General features: G+C 40.7%; 13 protein-coding genes. 7 read left to right on the top strand and 6 right to left on the bottom strand.

What is annotated here, in order from left to right:
- The first annotated feature begins 69 nt into the window (after positions 1-69).
- Positions 70-759 (top strand): cell division ATP-binding protein FtsE, encoded by a 690-nt coding sequence (locus VK664_RS09860; protein WP_461398481.1) that lies wholly within the window; start codon positions 70-72, stop codon positions 757-759.
- A 3-nt stretch (positions 760-762) separates the two neighbouring features.
- On the opposite strand, the gene VK664_RS09855 is transcribed toward VK664_RS09860, so the two are convergent.
- Positions 763-1,896 carry a glycosyltransferase gene (locus VK664_RS09855; protein WP_461398480.1) on the bottom strand — a complete coding sequence of 378 codons (1,134 nt, stop codon included), beginning with the start codon at positions 1,894-1,896 and terminating at the stop codon, positions 763-765.
- The gene (locus VK664_RS09850; RefSeq protein WP_461398479.1) at positions 1,889-2,986 is read right to left on the bottom strand and encodes a glycosyltransferase family 4 protein; all 1,098 of its coding nucleotides are present in this window, start codon (positions 2,984-2,986) and stop codon (positions 1,889-1,891) included. The genes VK664_RS09855 and VK664_RS09850 overlap by 8 nt, the downstream gene beginning before the upstream one ends.
- A gap of 216 nt (positions 2,987-3,202) precedes the next feature.
- Between VK664_RS09850 and rpsO the strand changes: the two genes are divergently transcribed.
- A complete protein-coding gene (rpsO, locus tag VK664_RS09845) occupies positions 3,203-3,475 on the top strand; it encodes a 30S ribosomal protein S15 (protein WP_461398478.1) in 273 nt (90 codons plus the stop codon).
- Between the two features lie 178 nt (positions 3,476-3,653).
- Positions 3,654-5,789: a polyribonucleotide nucleotidyltransferase gene (gene pnp / locus VK664_RS09840; protein ID WP_461398477.1), complete on the top strand. Its 2,136-nt coding sequence runs from the start codon at positions 3,654-3,656 to the stop codon at positions 5,787-5,789.
- 175 nt (positions 5,790-5,964) lie between these two features.
- On the opposite strand, the gene cls is transcribed toward pnp, so the two are convergent.
- Positions 5,965-7,413, bottom strand: a complete 1,449-nt coding sequence (gene cls / locus VK664_RS09835; protein ID WP_461398476.1) for a cardiolipin synthase — start codon at positions 7,411-7,413, stop codon at positions 5,965-5,967.
- Positions 7,414-7,506: 93 nt separating this feature from the next.
- Between cls and prmA the strand changes: the two genes are divergently transcribed.
- From prmA to VK664_RS09815, 4 genes are all read left to right on the top strand, one after another.
- Positions 7,507-8,325: a 50S ribosomal protein L11 methyltransferase gene (prmA, locus tag VK664_RS09830; RefSeq protein WP_461398475.1), complete on the top strand. Its 819-nt coding sequence runs from the start codon at positions 7,507-7,509 to the stop codon at positions 8,323-8,325.
- A 75-nt stretch (positions 8,326-8,400) separates the two neighbouring features.
- The gene (gene plsY, locus VK664_RS09825) at positions 8,401-9,063 is read left to right on the top strand and encodes a glycerol-3-phosphate 1-O-acyltransferase PlsY (protein ID WP_461398474.1); all 663 of its coding nucleotides are present in this window, start codon (positions 8,401-8,403) and stop codon (positions 9,061-9,063) included.
- 186 nt (positions 9,064-9,249) lie between these two features.
- Positions 9,250-10,065 (top strand): M48 family metallopeptidase, encoded by an 816-nt coding sequence (locus VK664_RS09820; RefSeq protein WP_461398473.1) that lies wholly within the window; start codon positions 9,250-9,252, stop codon positions 10,063-10,065.
- A 251-nt stretch (positions 10,066-10,316) separates the two neighbouring features.
- Positions 10,317-10,757 (top strand): hypothetical protein, encoded by a 441-nt coding sequence (locus VK664_RS09815; RefSeq protein ID WP_461398472.1) that lies wholly within the window; start codon positions 10,317-10,319, stop codon positions 10,755-10,757.
- Between the two features lie 147 nt (positions 10,758-10,904).
- On the opposite strand, the gene VK664_RS09810 is transcribed toward VK664_RS09815, so the two are convergent.
- From VK664_RS09810 to VK664_RS09800, 3 genes are read right to left on the bottom strand one after another with little or no spacing between them, the layout of a single operon-like run.
- Complete coding sequence (locus VK664_RS09810; protein WP_461398471.1) at positions 10,905-12,326, bottom strand: TolC family protein; 1,422 nt, start codon at positions 12,324-12,326, stop codon at positions 10,905-10,907.
- A gap of 57 nt (positions 12,327-12,383) precedes the next feature.
- Entirely contained in the window at positions 12,384-13,046 is a 663-nt protein-coding gene (locus VK664_RS09805; protein WP_461398470.1) for an ABC transporter ATP-binding protein, read from the bottom strand.
- Positions 13,047-13,085: 39 nt separating this feature from the next.
- Complete coding sequence (locus VK664_RS09800; protein WP_461398469.1) at positions 13,086-15,554, bottom strand: ABC transporter permease; 2,469 nt, start codon at positions 15,552-15,554, stop codon at positions 13,086-13,088.
- Positions 15,555-15,699: the final 145 nt, after the last annotated feature.

Raw genomic sequence — 15,699 nt, 5'->3', positions numbered from 1 at the left:
CACCTGCGGGGTTTTTTTATTTAATTGAAATCTTATTTACTTATTTTTGGCCAACAATCAGGTTCAGCTATGCCGGAATTAATTATAGATTTAAAGCATGCAAATATTTACCAGGGGCAAAACCTGGTGCTGCAGGATGTGAATTTTCAGGTGATGAAGGGTGAATTTGTTTACCTGGTGGGTAAAACCGGCACAGGAAAATCGAGCCTGCTCAAGACTTTGTATGGTGACCTGGAGCTTACTGAAGGTGAAGGAAAGGTTGTGGGTTTCGACCTGAGAATGATGGACTGGAAAAAAGTACCATATCTCAGACGCAACCTCGGCGTTGTTTTCCAGGATTTTCAGTTGCTTACCGACAGAAATGTAAATGATAATCTCAAATTTGTTCTGAGAGCAACCGGCTGGAAAGACGAGAAACTAATGGATGAAAAAATTGTTGATGTGCTCGATAAGGTTGGTCTTAAATCAAAAGGATTCAAAATGCCTTTTGAAATGAGTGGGGGAGAGCAACAAAGGATTGATGTGGCCCGTGCACTTTTGAATTCACCCAAGCTGATTCTTGCAGATGAGCCCACAGGAAACCTTGATCCCGAAACTTCTGATGAAATTATGCAGTTACTGTTTCATATATCCCGCGACTATGGTACCGCTATCGTGATGGCGACTCATGATTATATCGTTATTAATAAATTTCCTGCAAGGATGATCAGGACGGAAAGAGGTAAAATTTCAGATAACGCGACTATATCCATGGATTAAAAGTTACCAGATCCACTGGATCAGCCTCTCTGCATTTTTCTTATTATCAAATACATTCTGCAATAGACTGTTACGCAAAACAGTTTCATCCTCTGTAAAAGGCCGGTGGTAAAGTTGTGTAACAATGCTTTTAAACCCACTTGCATTCCCGGCTACATGGCATGCCGGGCCGAAACCAGTTCCCTTAACAGTTGCATCATTAACGATAGCATGGCGACCATTATACAATACGTTTAACAATTTCAGTTTGATGCCGGTTGCGTTCATAGACGGTAAAATGTTAATCTGCGCTTTGCTGATCAGATCACGCATTTCCTGATCGTCAGGATTTGCAACCAGGCAAATATTTGTTTTTGTTTTCACGCTTCGCATCAATTTTTCTGAAGGATCTTTTCCGGCAATCACAAAAGGAATATTAAGATCGTTGAAAACATAGTCACAAAGCCACCGCGCAGCTTTTTCATTTTCCGGTACAGACAAATTGCCGTGATAGAGACAAAAACATCCGACACCTTCCTGGGATTTAATTTCATCGTATCCCATAAATACGGGCAGGTTCACAATGTTGCGCGCACCAAACTCCTTTTTATAAATATCCTTGTCAGCATCCGAAACAGTAAGAATCAATGAAACTTTTTTTGCAATGCAAGCCTCATATTTTTTTAATAGTAAACTTTCAACCAGAAAATATAACTTCTTCAGGGAAATAGGGGATGACTGAAAAAGCTGGTGGTAATAAACAGACTCAACATTGTGGAGTCTTAAAATTATTTTCCTGTGTTGCAGATTTGCGAATCTTTCATCGTGAAGGAAATGAGTACAGTGAATGCCCTCAATCAGGATTGGATAATTATCATTTAAAAGATTTTCAACCAGCTCCCCGCTATTTCTTGAACTTACGATATAGGGTAATTGATAAGAGAGGCCCTTATGCCCTGTTTGTCGGGGATAATAATCAACCTTATCACAAAAATCTTCCAGTATCGGCTGCGGCTCACGTTTGTTAACAAAACAATGGAGATGAATACTGATACCTGCTTCTTTTAAAAATTTCAGTTTATAAAAAATGTCAAACGCACCTCCATAATCAACCGGGTATGGCACATCAAGGGATATTATATGTAAGTGTTTATCCAAATTTTAATTTTAGTGTACTATAAAATGATATGAGTTTTTGTTCTTCGTTTTGCCAGTTCAGTTGCTGTCTTACAAACAGAGCGTTTTTCTGTAACGATTCGTACAACAAATCATCATTTAGTAATCGGTTAATGGCAGCAGCAATGGTATCTGCTTCAAGGTTATTTATGAGAACAGCGAAAGGCAGGGGATTGTTTAAATCATGATAAACCGGGTAATCGACGCATATCTGCGGTATTCCTGCATGGAGATAATCAAAAAACCTGTTAGCCAACGAATAATAATTACTAAGACCTTCTTTATCAAAAAGCGTGATACCGATCCAGGCCCCGATAGTATAAGCTCTGAGTTGCGTTGGTTCTATCTTCCCTTTAAAAATTATTTTTTGCTCAAGCCCGTATTTAACTACCAGCGCTTTCACCTGGTCCATAAAATTACCTTCACCGCAAATAATCAATCTTGCATTAACCTGCTGCATAGCGGGAATAAGCGTTTCAAAAGACCTCCCTTCGTTAACTGCACCCTGGTAGAGTATATATTTTTCTGCTTTAACCGGGATTTCCAACGGTTCGAGAGCTGCAATATTTCTGATAACATGGTATTGAACCCCATACATCGACATAAACTGGTCTGCTATAGGTTGATTTACCGTGTAACCATTGGGAAACCCCGGAACCGTGTTTCTCTCCAGCCATTTCCAGGCTTTATAGATCCCTGGCCTTTCCAAGATTTCCTTCATTTCGCAGAACAATTCGTGCGCATCATAAACCCTTGGTATTTTCCTTAAACCTGAAACCAGGTAGCAAGGCAGAATAGTGTCGAGATCAATGGCACAAACCAGGTCCATTTTCGCAAAAAGGAGAAAGAAAAAGAGCCGCAGATTAAACTCGGCATAAAACAACTTGCCTTTGCTGAAAATACAATTCAATCGTTTTTGAGCGAAGGAGGATGGAAGAAGCGGTTTGGAATCAGGCATCGTTCGACCGACTAACAGCACCTGGTATCCTGCATTGGACAGTGACCGGCAAATCCGGATCATCCTCTGATCATATGTCAGGTCATTTGTAACTGTGAAAACCAGGTTTTTCATAAACTACGATATTATCTCAGCATGTAAATACTAACTTACTGAAATAGAAGCATTAAAATTATGTTTTTCCCGGCATCATCATTTGCCCTGGTCGCGAAATAAATGAACTAAACTTAAAAATTGACCTGACTATAGATCAATAAATGATAAATATTTCGTACCTTCGCCGGCAATTTATAGATGAATTAATTTGGATGTTTCTAAAAAAAATTTGAGATGCCGTATTTAACAAACGAGAAAGTTTCTGGTATTTTTTCACAATTTGGTGGCAAAGCTACCAACACAGGCTCTATCGAGGGCCAGATAGCGCTTCTTACAGAGCGTATCAACAGTATTTCTGATCACCTGCGCAAAAATCAAAAAGATTTTTCAACTCAGCGCGGTCTGATGAAATTAGTCGGACAACGTAAAAGACTTTTGAACTACCTGAGCAAAAATGACCTTCAGGGTTATCGCCAGCTGATTGAAAAACTTGGAATTAGAAAATAATTATTCGTCATTACGATAGTGATTATATAACACCATTCCCAACTGAATGCTCAGTTGGGAATCGTTGTTTTGTTTAACTCCGGGTTTTATTTAGAAATTTGTTTTTTCACTGAATTTCCGGCCATCATTTTATTCCCACCTTCGCCTGATCGCCGGTTATTCTAAATGTAATTGAATTATGCTTTCCCAACCAATCAGTTCCAGTTTTGATATAGGAGGTGGCAAAATCGTCACTATCGAGACTGGCAAATTAGCACGTCAGGCCGATGGTGCGGTTACTGTCCGCCAGGGCAATTGTATTTTATTAGCGACTGTTGTCGCCAACAGTGAACCACGGGAAGGTCAGGATTTTTTCCCCCTTTCTGTTGACTACCAGGAAAAATTTGCAGCTGCTGGCCGTATTCCCGGATCTTTCTTTAAGAGAGAAGCGAGGCTTAACGACTACGAAATTCTTACCAGCCGTTTGATCGACCGTGCCTTAAGGCCACTTTTTCCAGAAGATTATCTTTGTGATGTACAAGTACTTATTTCGCTTATTTCAAGTGATATTGAAGTTATGCCTGATGCCTTGGCCTGCCTCGCAGCTTCCGCAGCACTCGCTGTGAGCGATATTCCCATCAAAGAAATTATTAGTGAAGTGAGGATAGCAAGGGTTGAAGGTCAGCTGATCGTAAACCCGACACGAACTGAATTAGAAAAAGCTGACATGGAATTCATCATCGCCGCCACAGAAAAAAATCTGATGATGGTTGAAGGTGAAGCTAAAGAATGCTCAGAAGAAGATCTTATCAAGGCGCTTGAGCTGGCACACGATGCCATCCGCATCCAGATCAAAGCCCAGGAAGAACTGAGAACAAAGAAAGGAATTACTTCAAAACGGGAATATGCCAAACCGGTTACAAATGACGAGTTATTCGAAAAAGTAAGCGCTTTTGCAAAGGACAAGGTTTACGAAATAGCTAAATCTGCCAGCAGCAAACATGCCCGCACAGAAGCTTTCGCAACACTTAGAAAAGAGATGATGGAAGCATTACTTGGTGAGGAACCAACAGATGTTGATAAAAAACTCTTGAAAAAATATTATGAGGATCTTAAATGGGAGATCGTCCGGAATATGATCGTGGATGACAGGATTCGTCTTGATGGACGAAAACTGGATGAAGTCCGTCCCCTGGCAATGGAAATTGATGCCCTGCCAACACCACATGGTTCTGCTTTGTTCACAAGAGGTGAAACTCAGTCACTTACAACAGTTACTTTCGGAACGCCTTTAGATGAAATACTCGTGGAAAGTGCAGCGAAGTCTGTCGATTCCAAGTTTTTCCTGCATTATAATTTTCCTCCTTTCAGTACAGGCGAGGTAAAAATGATGCGCGGGCAAAGCCGCCGGGAAGTTGGTCACGGTGCCCTTGCAATGCGTTCGTTAAGACAAATGATGCCAGGTTCGGATTATCCATATACAGTACGGGTAGTGAGTGATATCCTGGAGTCTAACGGATCTTCATCAATGGCAACAGTTTGTGCCGGATCACTGGCATTAATGGATGCTGGTGTGCCTTTTCCGAAACATGTAAGCGGTGTTGCAATGGGTCTTATAACCCGCAGCACTGACGGAAAATATGCGATCCTGACAGATATCCTTGGAGACGAGGATCATCTTGGAGATATGGACTTTAAAGTTACCGGTACCCGCGAAGGAATTTGCGGTGTGCAGATGGATATTAAGGTGGATGGCCTTAGTATGGAAACAATGAGGCAGGCTCTTGCCCAGGCACGCGGTGGCCGTTTGCAAATTCTTGACGCTATGTATGAGTGCTTACCTTCTGCACGCACAGAAGTTAAACCACATGCACCAAGAATGGAGAAATTGTTTATCGATAAGGAATTTATTGGAGCAGTTATCGGACCCCAGGGCAAGATCATCCAGGAGATTCAGCGTGAAACCGGAACTACTATCAATCTGGAAGAAGTAGGCAATTTCGGCGAAGTCAGCATTTTCAGTCCGGCAAAAGAAGGTTTGCAAAAAGCCGTTGCCTGGATCAAGGGAATTGTTGCTATGCCGGAAGTCGGTGAGACTTATGAAGCAAAGGTTAAGTCAGTAATGCCTTACGGTGCTTTTGTTGAATTCATCCCTGGTAAACAGGGTTTACTTCATATCAGTGAAGTGAGCTGGAAACGACTTGAGACTATGGAAGGTGTATTGAAGGAAGGAGATACCATCAAAGTTAAACTCATCGGGGTTGACAACAAAACCGGTAAGTTTAAGCTAAGCAGAAAGGTATTGATGCCTAAACCTGAACAAAGAGAAAGTTAATCGGACAAACTTATAAATGTAAAATACAATGGCGGCCTAAACAGGTCGCCATTTTTATTTTGATTTATTAAGTTGTGAATGATCTGTTACTTATGTGTTACTACAGGCAATCTGCTGTTATTTTTTAAAACGGATGATCGATTATTTGTGGTTAGATAATATTGCCAGTGACTTCTTACAATAAAGCTGATAAAAGCCGGGAGCAGGATTCGAACAACTTTCTCAGTCGTGGGCGGTTCTTCCATTGATCCAGGTTTATTTCCACACTGTTTTTTATATCATTCATAAAAGCTTCTTTAAGCTCACTATGAATTTCGTCATCAAATACAACTGCATTTACTTCAAAATTCAGGTCGAAGCTCCGGATATCCATGTTAGCAGTACCAACCATGGAAAGCGATTGATCTGCAATGACTATTTTAGAATGATTAAATCCTTTTTTATATAAATATATTTTTACTCCTGCTTCAAGTAATTCTTCATAGTAAGACATAGCTGCGGCATTTACCATTTTTGAATCCGAAATGCCTGGCACCAGTAGCCTGACATCAACCTTACCGAGGGCCGCCTTTTTAAGCGCGTTTAATATGCTTTCGTTTGGAATAAAATAAGGAGTGGATATATATACGTATTCGCGGGAGTTATTGATTGCAGCGAAGTAGCTAAGCATAATGCTTGCACGGTCTGAATCTGGTCCGCTATAAGCAACCTGAACAAGTTGTTTCCCATTGCCCTCGTAGTCAGGAAAATATCCACCGGCAAGATCAATCTCTTCATCACAACAAAAATTCCAGTTCAGGAAAAAAAGATACTGAAACAACTTCACTGAATCTCCTTCAATCCGGAGATGGGTGTCGCGCCAATATATATGACCTGGTTTTTGAAAACTGTTATCGTATTTGTCGGAAATATTAATTCCTCCTGTAAAAGCAATTGTCCCGTCAACGATGATAATTTTACGATGGTCCCGGTAGTTATTCCGGTTTGCCAATAAATGAAAATAAACTTTGTAAAATGGTGAAGCCTGAATGCCGGCATCGCGAAGGCTCTTCAGATAAACTTTACCAAGGTCGCTGCCAAAATCATCATACATAACACGTACCTCAACACCATCCAGGCTTTTGCGGATCAAAATATCCCTAATGATATTACCTATCCGTCCTTCTTCGAAAATGTAGTATTCGATGTGAATATGATGTTTTGCGTTTTCAAGCGCAGCTATCACAGCTGGAAACTTCTCTTCACCATTGTGCAATACCTTTACTTTATTGTTAACCGAAATTGGCAACTTGCTATCGTTAACGAGCAACCGCACAAGTTGCGCATTACCTTTTATAGTTCCCATATGGCTTGCAAGGACATCTTCCGAAAGTCTTACCATATAGTTACCAAATCGTTCAGCGTTCTGCTGATCAGTGAGCCATTTCTTCTTATAAATTTTTTTCTTCCGGTAATTTTCACCAAACACAAAATAAACCAGGATGCCAATATAGGGAAGTGCAAAAAACATGAGCAGGTAGGCCAGCGTTTTTGAAGGGCTGCGGTTTTCAGAAATAACAAGCAGGGCCATAAAAAAGCTGAGCAGATACCCCGCAACCAGGAGGATGGGAGTTAAATTAAGCATGAACCATGAAGAAGCCAGTAAATAATGGGTGAGGCACATAACAAATGAAGATACATTTTTAGATATATTATCTTCGTCACCATACAAATAAAAATGGATGCATTTATAAAACTTTCGGTTCACACCAGTGTGGCCGTTGAAAAAGATCTGATCACAGGAATTTTGAGCGAGGCAGGTTTTGATGGATTCGAAGAAGAGCAACATATGCTACATGCATATATCAGCGCTGACCTTTTTGATGAAGCAACTGCTAAAGAACTTTTGCAACCGCATGGAGTTTTGTTTTCTGTTGAGTTGATACCAGGAAAAAACTGGAACGATGAATGGGAAAAAAACTTTAAACCCGTGCTGGTTAATAACTTTTGTTGTATAAGGGCTTCTTTTCATCCACCTGTGGCGGGAATAAAATATGATATAGTTATAACACCAAGGATGAGCTTTGGAACCGGGCACCACGCAACCACTTACCTGATGCTTCAACAAATGGAAAGCATCACATTCAAAAACAAAATTGTACTGGATTTTGGAACAGGCACAGGCGTTTTGGCCATACTTGCCGAAAAACTGGGAGCCGCGGAGATTGTAGCCATTGACAATGACAAATGGAGTATCGAAAATGCAGGCGAAAATGTCCGCGAAAACAACTGTTTAAAAATCCGGATAGAGGAATCAGGAAACATAGATTCAAACAGGCAATTTGATGTTATTCTGGCTAACATCAACCGCAATGTATTGTTGGATCAGATGGCTAATCTATCGCAACATTTAAAGAAAGACGGCGTTTTGTTAATGAGTGGATTGCTGAGCGGAGACAGATCTAAAATCGAGGCTGCAGCAATAGATTCAGGACTCAGGATAAATGAAGAAAATGAATTGGAAGGATGGATTGTATTAAAGTTAGTACACAACTGATTATCAACAATATTAATATAAAGGGTAAGCAATAATTTTGTATTTTCGTTATCCAACTTTAACTAATACTATTCAATGAAAGAAATTTTACTCATTGTAATAGCGTACCTGATTGGTTCAATTCCAACCGCAGTCTGGGTAAGCAAACTGTTTTTTGGCATTGATATCCGCGAATATGGTAGCGGCAACTCAGGAGCTACGAACACTTTCAGGGTCCTCGGATCGAGATGGGGAATTTTTGTAATGTTAATGGATGTACTTAAAGGAGTGGCAGCTACAAGCCTTTATATCCTTCTTCCTTATTATTTGACATCAGAATGGGATCGTACCAATTTTATGGTTGGATTAGGGCTAGCAGCGGTGCTGGGGCATATCTTCCCCATCTGGGCTGATTTCAGAGGGGGGAAAGGTGTTGCAACTCTTTTTGGAATGATCCTGGCCATACAACCTTTGGTAGCAGTTTGCTGCGTTGGTGTTTTTTTATTCGTGTTATATCTCACCCGGTTTGTTTCTTTAAGTTCAATTCTCGCAAGCATGGCGTTTGCTGTATTTATTTTGTTCGTCTTCAACGAAAAAGAAACGCTTTACCGGGGATTTGCAATAGCAGTAACCCTATTGGTGGTGCTGACTCATCAAAAGAATATAGGTCGTCTTCTAAAAGGAAGCGAGAGTAAAGTCCCTATTCTTAAACATCGCGATAGAAAAAAAGAGAGGAGAAGAACCTCAAATCCACTCTGATCATTATTACTAACAGTTATCCACACACTGAGATTTCTTAGCCGCGATGAAGGTTAAACTTTTTAACTTCTATTTATATTGTCTTTGATCTAATATTGCCTTTGATCTGATTTGGATGTTCATTCGCTCAAAAGGTGGTGTGTGGTACAGTTTTTTATGCGTTGACTCCAGAATTAATTTGAAATTATGATGAAGAATTTTTCAATAGTATTATTTACAGCCGTTATTTCATTGATTGTTACATCGTGTTCCCAGAACGCTATAACCGGTAGAAAACAGCTTGCTCTTATTTCCGATTCGGAGCTTACTAATATGGCAAAGCAGGAATACCAGACCTTCCTTTCCCAGAATAAAGTCGTTAGTGCCAGTGCCTCGAAAGATGCTGAAATGGTTCGCAGGATAGGGCAGCGACTTACCACTGCCATTACTAAGTATTATTCTGAAAAGGGCTTGTCCAAAGAATTGGAAGGTTATGAATGGGAATATAACCTGGTTGATTCCAAGGAAGCCAATGCCTGGTGTATGCCTGGCGGAAAAATAGTAGTTTATACAGGGTTGTTGCCAATAACCCAGAATGAGGCCGCGCTTGCGGTTGTCATGGGCCATGAAATTGCCCACGCGCTTGCAAAGCATGGTAATGAGCGGATGAGCCAGACAATGCTTGCCCAGGGCTTGCAAGTCGTTGGTGGCGTGGTTACTTCCGGGAACGCACAGGTTAGCAATATTTTTAATAATGTTTATGGACCGGCAGCGCAGGTCGGTGTATTACTTCCAAATTCAAGGAAGCAGGAATTGGAAGCCGATCGTTTTGGCCTGATATTCTCCGCTTTGGCAGGATACAATCCACAGGAAGCAATTACTCTTTGGCAAAGGATGGAGCAGGCAGCGGGAAGTTCAAAGCCTCCCGAATTCCTAAGCACGCACCCTGCTGAATCTACCAGGATACAAAAACTACAGCAACTGATGCCGGAAGCTTTGAAATACTATAAACCAATGAATTAATTCTTTGCGGAGCCCGACCTGAGTTAGTTATTTATAAATAAAATAGGCTGGGAGCTACCGTTGTACATGCTTTAGATTTCTCAATGGCCTTAGTATAAAGTTGACATTGCTCAACTAATCGGCTGTTTTTTTGAGATATTAGGTGCTAAAACGTTTTTTTTAAGGCAAAAGTTTTAACTACTGGTCGGGATTGCATACCTTTGCACTCCCGTTTGTTATTAAACCTAAGCTTTACTTAAAACTTCTTTTGCATGACTCAAAATTTGTTAGAGAAGCTTCAGCTTCAGGAAGAGAAAAATGTATTGATCCAGGGACTGCCATCTTCAATTGAGAAGCAGTTTGTTAAATTATCTTTCGCCAAGAGCATTACTCCACTTTTAAAGAGCCGAAAAATTGACTTCGCACTGATTTTTGCAGTGAATGAAAATCAATTGAGTTCTATTTTGAAAGAGGTGATTCCATGTTTGCAGGCGGCTGGTAAATTCTGGATAGCATATCCGAAAAGCTCTTCCAAGATTGTGACCGATTTAAACAGGTCCTGTAGTTGGAACTGTGTAATGAATGCCGGTTTTGAAGGCGCGGCTGAGATAGCGCTGGATCATGTGTGGACAGCTATGCGTTTCGAAAGGTGTGAACCTGTGAAACCTGTAGTGCCCCGGGCTAAAAGGAGAGTAGCAGCGTTGGCTGACTGATTGCGTCAAACTTATTGGTTAAAAAAGTATGGAGGTCTGGTTGTCCGGATTTACATCATGAACGAAAAAAGCGCAAATCACTTTGCGCTTTTTCGTTTTTATATGGGAAGGCTTAAATAATTGTGATGAAACGGGTATTGTCAGCTATTACCAGAGTGGCTTAACCTGGTAATAGTCCAGGATTTTGGTTCTTAATACATAGTCATATTTTGCAATAATCAGGCTTACATTCGCCCGGTCAAGAAAATTTTTGGAAGTAAGGTATTCTACAGAGTTAATAGCCCCGGCATTAAACTTTATTTCAGCAGCACGAAACGACTCACGAAATGCATCAACCTGCCTGGATGTGGCATCATAACGCCCGCGGGCGCCCGTCATATTAAAATAAGCCTGCTCAATCGCCTGTTTCAAACGAATCCTTGTGTTTTCTTCTATCAGTTCAAAGTTCTTTTTATCAAGCTTGGCGGTTGCGACGCGGTTCCTCGCGGTAAGTCCATTTAGGATCGGCACTCTCAGTCCAATTCCTACACCTGTACCATAGTTATTTTTAAATTGATCCCAATACCCGATTTTATCAAATGCAAAATTATCGCTTCTAACCAGTACGGGCTGGTTGGTGCCTTTTACAAATCCAACGGAATCATTGGTGAAATTCAACAATCGTTGTGTGCTGGCAGCACTGGAGTAATTGGTAGTAAGGCCCCCATTGAAACTGAGGATCGGAAACATATCACCCCTCGCAACACTTATAGCTTTAGCAGCACTTTTTGTCCTTAGCACAGCTGCTTTCACAAAAGCAAGTTCAACTATGGCCTTTTGATAGATCGATTCGATATCGCCTTCATATTGGGCTGGTAACTGATCCGCTGTTAATCTCTCCACCTGCAATGCTCTGGAATAGGGTATATTCAACAGCTGGGCCATTTGCAGCTTATTGCTTTCAAGTATGTTGCGGCTATTAACAGCAGACAACTCGTCGCTGGCTAACTGACCACGCAGATCATATAAAAGATTTGGAGCTATTGCGCCTTCCTGGTTCATGATTTCAAGCCTGGCAACCTGTTGCCTGGTTACATCTGCCTGGTTGATTGCTTGTGTAAGCTGATCTTCGTTGTTGAGGATCTGGAGATAAGTTAATATAATATCAAGCGTGAGATTATCCTTCATTTGTTGATACTCCAGCTTGGTAGCTTCATAAGCATAATTGTTCAGTTTGATATTATTCTGAATTAATAAACCATTGAACAATACAATCCCGCCATTAAGGCTATAGCTGGCATTCGTTAATCTCTGATCAACATAGCTGTTTGTAAATGGATCAATACTTCGGCCCTGGTTTATTCCATGATTAATATCAGCATTAATATTGGGTAACATATTTGTCCGGGCCTGGCGTAGATTGACCCGCTGCCTTTGCATTGCTATATCGCTTTGCTGAACTTCCAGGTTGTTTTTGATAGCTATCTCAACTGCCTGTTGTAAAGACAATTTCTGAACAGGAATTGAATCTTGCCCCACTGTACTAATTCCTGATATAATGAGACAGAATAGTCCCATCACTTTACGCATACACATAGTAATATCTTTTATTGTTTTAATTTCCCTTGCTCCTTGAAAAAGGTTTTATTATTGTTCTATTCTTCCATCAAGAAGATTAATGATCCTGGAGCCATAAGTTGCATTTTTCTCTGAATGGGTTACCTGGATGATGGTTACTCCGTCTTTGTTTAATTCCTTAAAAAGATCCATTATTTCTTCGCCTTGTTTTGAATTCAGGTTACCGGTTGGTTCATCCGCCAGCAATAGGGCAGGCTTTGCAACAAGTGCCCTTGCAATACCAACTAGTTGCTGCTGCCCACCGGAAAGTTGGGTTGGGAACAAATCCTTTTTCCCTACAATCTGGAACCGGTCAAGCACGTCTGCAACAATTGCCTTACGTTCGCTGCCCTTGATGTTTTGATAGATCAAAGGAGTTTCGATGTTTTCATAAACTGTCAATTCGTCTATAAGATGATAAGCCTGGAATACAAACCCGATATGTTGTTTGTATAATGCAGAACGAGCCTTCTCTTTTAAGGTCGTTACGTTGTTGTCCATAAATGCGTAAGTACCTTCTGAAGCATCATCAAGCATACCAATAACATTTAGTAATGTTGATTTACCTGATCCGGAAGGGCCCATGACAGAAACAAACTCGCCTTGTTTGATAGACAGGTTGATATCTTTTAATAAAAAAACCCTGTTGCCTGCTACGTTTATCCATTTGGAAATATGGTCTAGTGAAATCATGCTGATTGTTTAATGAACTTACAATTTAAAAATTAAAATTTATTCGGAACGCAAGCTGTCTACCGGATTCGCCGCTGCTGATCTGATAGTTTTTATACTCAGAATAAAAAAAGCAATAATAATAAGAATCGAAGCGCCGGCCAGAAAGATCCAGGCATTCAATGGCGCGCGATAAGGAAAATTTTCCAGCCACTTACTACATGCCCACCAGGCTACTGGTACGGCAATAACACAGGCGATAACTACCAGTTTCAAAAAATCTTTTGATAACAGGTTTACCATCTGGGTAATGCTTGCACCCAGCACTTTTCGGATGCCTATTTCCTTTTGACGCTGATTAGCCGTATAAATTACCAGGCCTAATAACCCAAGGCAACTGATAAACAGGGATAGTGCGGTTGACCAGTTTAGTAGCTTCGCCAATTGCTGTTCCCTGGTATAAAAATCTTTAATGCTCTGATCAAAAAAAGTATAACTAAAATCGGTGTCCGGATAAATCTCTTTGTATTTTTTTTCTATTGCCGCTATCGTTTTCTTATCATTTCCCTGTGAAGGAAGAGTAGGTTTGAGTTTAACCTGGATTGTGCGAGCTACCCGTGGGATCGCCCTGAGTGCCATTGGCATTATCCCTGATTTTGATGAAGTAAGGTTGAAATTTTTCATCACCCCGGCAACAACAATCTGATCTTTGTCTTTTTCCTTTCCAAAATGTGCACCTACTGCATCAGCAGGATTTCTGTATCCCATTTCATTTGCAAGCGTTTCGTTTATCAGGAATGCTGAATTAGAGTCTGCGGCAGTGAGATTGCGACCCGCAATCAACCTGATACCGAATACCTGGATAAATGCTGAATCAGCATTCCTGATCTGTACATTCATTTCAGTTTCCTTTCCCTCTTTTGTGAACTTATAGGTACTGGACATCGAACCGCTTATAGCAGGTTTATCACCGAGAGTTATCATATCAATACCCGGCACAGACTTCAGCTCATTAGCAAATAAAAAGACTTTATTATCCGGTTTATAAAAGTCACGCGGAACGGGTACCGTTATAATATTTTCCTTGGTAAAACCCATATCCATATTGATAGAGTACTGGATCTGCCTTCCGACAACGATGGTGGCAATAATAAAAAACTGTGCAATGATAAACTGCGATACGGTAAGTGTCTTGCGAAGCCAGGCTGTTCTTGACTGCCCGGTGTTAGCATAAGCCTGGTTTTTGAGAACCAAAACTGGTTTGAATTTCGACAGTACAAGGGCAGGATAAAATCCGGCCAGCAGACTTACGATTAAGATAAGTACCGGAACAAAAACAGCAATTTTTTTAATAGCTGAATCGTTGAAAGATAGCCCTTCGGGTATAAAGTCTTTAAATACATTCAGCAGCATAGGCGTCAACAGAACGGCTAATATGGCGGCTACTACTGTTAATAAAAATGTTTCACTCAGGAACTGGCGGATAAGTTGTTGCCTGGTACTGCCGATTGTTTTCCTGATACCTATTTCTTTTGCACGTCTCGCTGCCTGTGCTGTCGAAAGGTTAATAAAGTTTATACATCCCAGTAACAAGAGGAACCCCGCAAGTACCATCAGTCCATTCAGCGTTGACATATCAGCTGGTGCACCATAATCCTGGTTAAAATGAACATCAGCCAGTGGCTGTAAGATGAATTTTGTAAAATTCTTTTTAGGATCAACACCGGGTTCAGGTTTCTTATATTTATTCAACAATGCCTGCATTTGCTTCTGAACCGCAGCAGCCTGGGTACCAGGTGCAAGCTTAAGATAAAGTTCGTTACTGGAAGAAACAGAGCCCCATTCTTCAGCATTGCCCGGATCAAATCGGTTAGTTAGTCCTGCTGACTTAATAGTCGGAAGAGAAATAAATTCTTCATGATCCTGGTCAGTTTGGTTTTTATTATGAGCCATTACCCCGGCCACACGAACCTGGATGGTATCATTGTAATATAAAACCGAACCCGGTACCTGGCTTAAAGGCACACCTGGAAAATATAAACCGGAACGTGATTCAGACAGGATAACGAGGTTTGGCTCCGTGTTCATACCCTTTGCGGTACCGGCCAACAGATTTCTTTCGAATATGGTGAAAAAATCTTCATCGACAAAGCTGATTTTTGTTTGCTTTTTGAAGTTTATTTTTTTAGGATTTCCGGCACGCTCAACAGATACCTGCGGATCATATAAAATGGCAAGTACAGCGGTGGATGCCTCAACACCTGTCACTTCATTTTTCACGGTCGTGGTCAGGGGGGATGGAACACCCGAGTTCTTAAAATCGGTTTCCGCAAATCGAAGATGTGTAACTACCCGGTAAAGACGATCATTATCCTCATAGTGTTTATCAAATCCAAGCTGATATTGAACGATCAGGTAAATTACGAGGGCTGAGCTCAAACCAACAGATAACCCAAGAATATTCAGCGAAGACAGAAACTTGTTCCTGGTGATATTTCTGACAGCAACCTTGAAGTAATTTTTGAACATCCGTCAATTAATTTGTGCACTATCTTATAAACAATGATATGCCAGTTTGTAACAGGTTGATGTTCACTTAATTGTACTAAAATTTGATACGAATCAGTTCGTTTTCGATACAAAAACTGTCCGATAATGAACACAGAAGTGAATT

It is taken from the genome of Flavitalea sp. (assembly GCF_035489435.1).
Classification (GTDB): domain Bacteria; phylum Bacteroidota; class Bacteroidia; order Chitinophagales; family Chitinophagaceae; genus DATHKG01.
Note: the sequence above shows the minus strand (reverse complement) of the source record. Positions and strands in the feature narration are given on the sequence as shown.

Coding starts and splice junctions, on each gene's coding strand:
- VK664_RS09815 (WP_461398472.1), top strand. CDS start 10,317: ATGACTCAAAATTTGTTAGAGAAGCTTCAGCTTCAGGAAGAGAAAAAT.
- VK664_RS09800 (WP_461398469.1), bottom strand. CDS start 15,554: ATGTTCAAAAATTACTTCAAGGTTGCTGTCAGAAATATCACCAGGAAC.
- prmA (WP_461398475.1), top strand. CDS start 7,507: ATGGATGCATTTATAAAACTTTCGGTTCACACCAGTGTGGCCGTTGAA.
- plsY (WP_461398474.1), top strand. CDS start 8,401: ATGAAAGAAATTTTACTCATTGTAATAGCGTACCTGATTGGTTCAATT.
- VK664_RS09820 (WP_461398473.1), top strand. CDS start 9,250: ATGATGAAGAATTTTTCAATAGTATTATTTACAGCCGTTATTTCATTG.
- rpsO (WP_461398478.1), top strand. CDS start 3,203: ATGCCGTATTTAACAAACGAGAAAGTTTCTGGTATTTTTTCACAATTT.
- cls (WP_461398476.1), bottom strand. CDS start 7,413: ATGCTTAATTTAACTCCCATCCTCCTGGTTGCGGGGTATCTGCTCAGC.
- VK664_RS09850 (WP_461398479.1), bottom strand. CDS start 2,986: ATGAAAAACCTGGTTTTCACAGTTACAAATGACCTGACATATGATCAG.
- VK664_RS09860 (WP_461398481.1), top strand. CDS start 70: ATGCCGGAATTAATTATAGATTTAAAGCATGCAAATATTTACCAGGGG.
- VK664_RS09810 (WP_461398471.1), bottom strand. CDS start 12,326: ATGCGTAAAGTGATGGGACTATTCTGTCTCATTATATCAGGAATTAGT.
- pnp (WP_461398477.1), top strand. CDS start 3,654: ATGCTTTCCCAACCAATCAGTTCCAGTTTTGATATAGGAGGTGGCAAA.
- VK664_RS09805 (WP_461398470.1), bottom strand. CDS start 13,046: ATGATTTCACTAGACCATATTTCCAAATGGATAAACGTAGCAGGCAAC.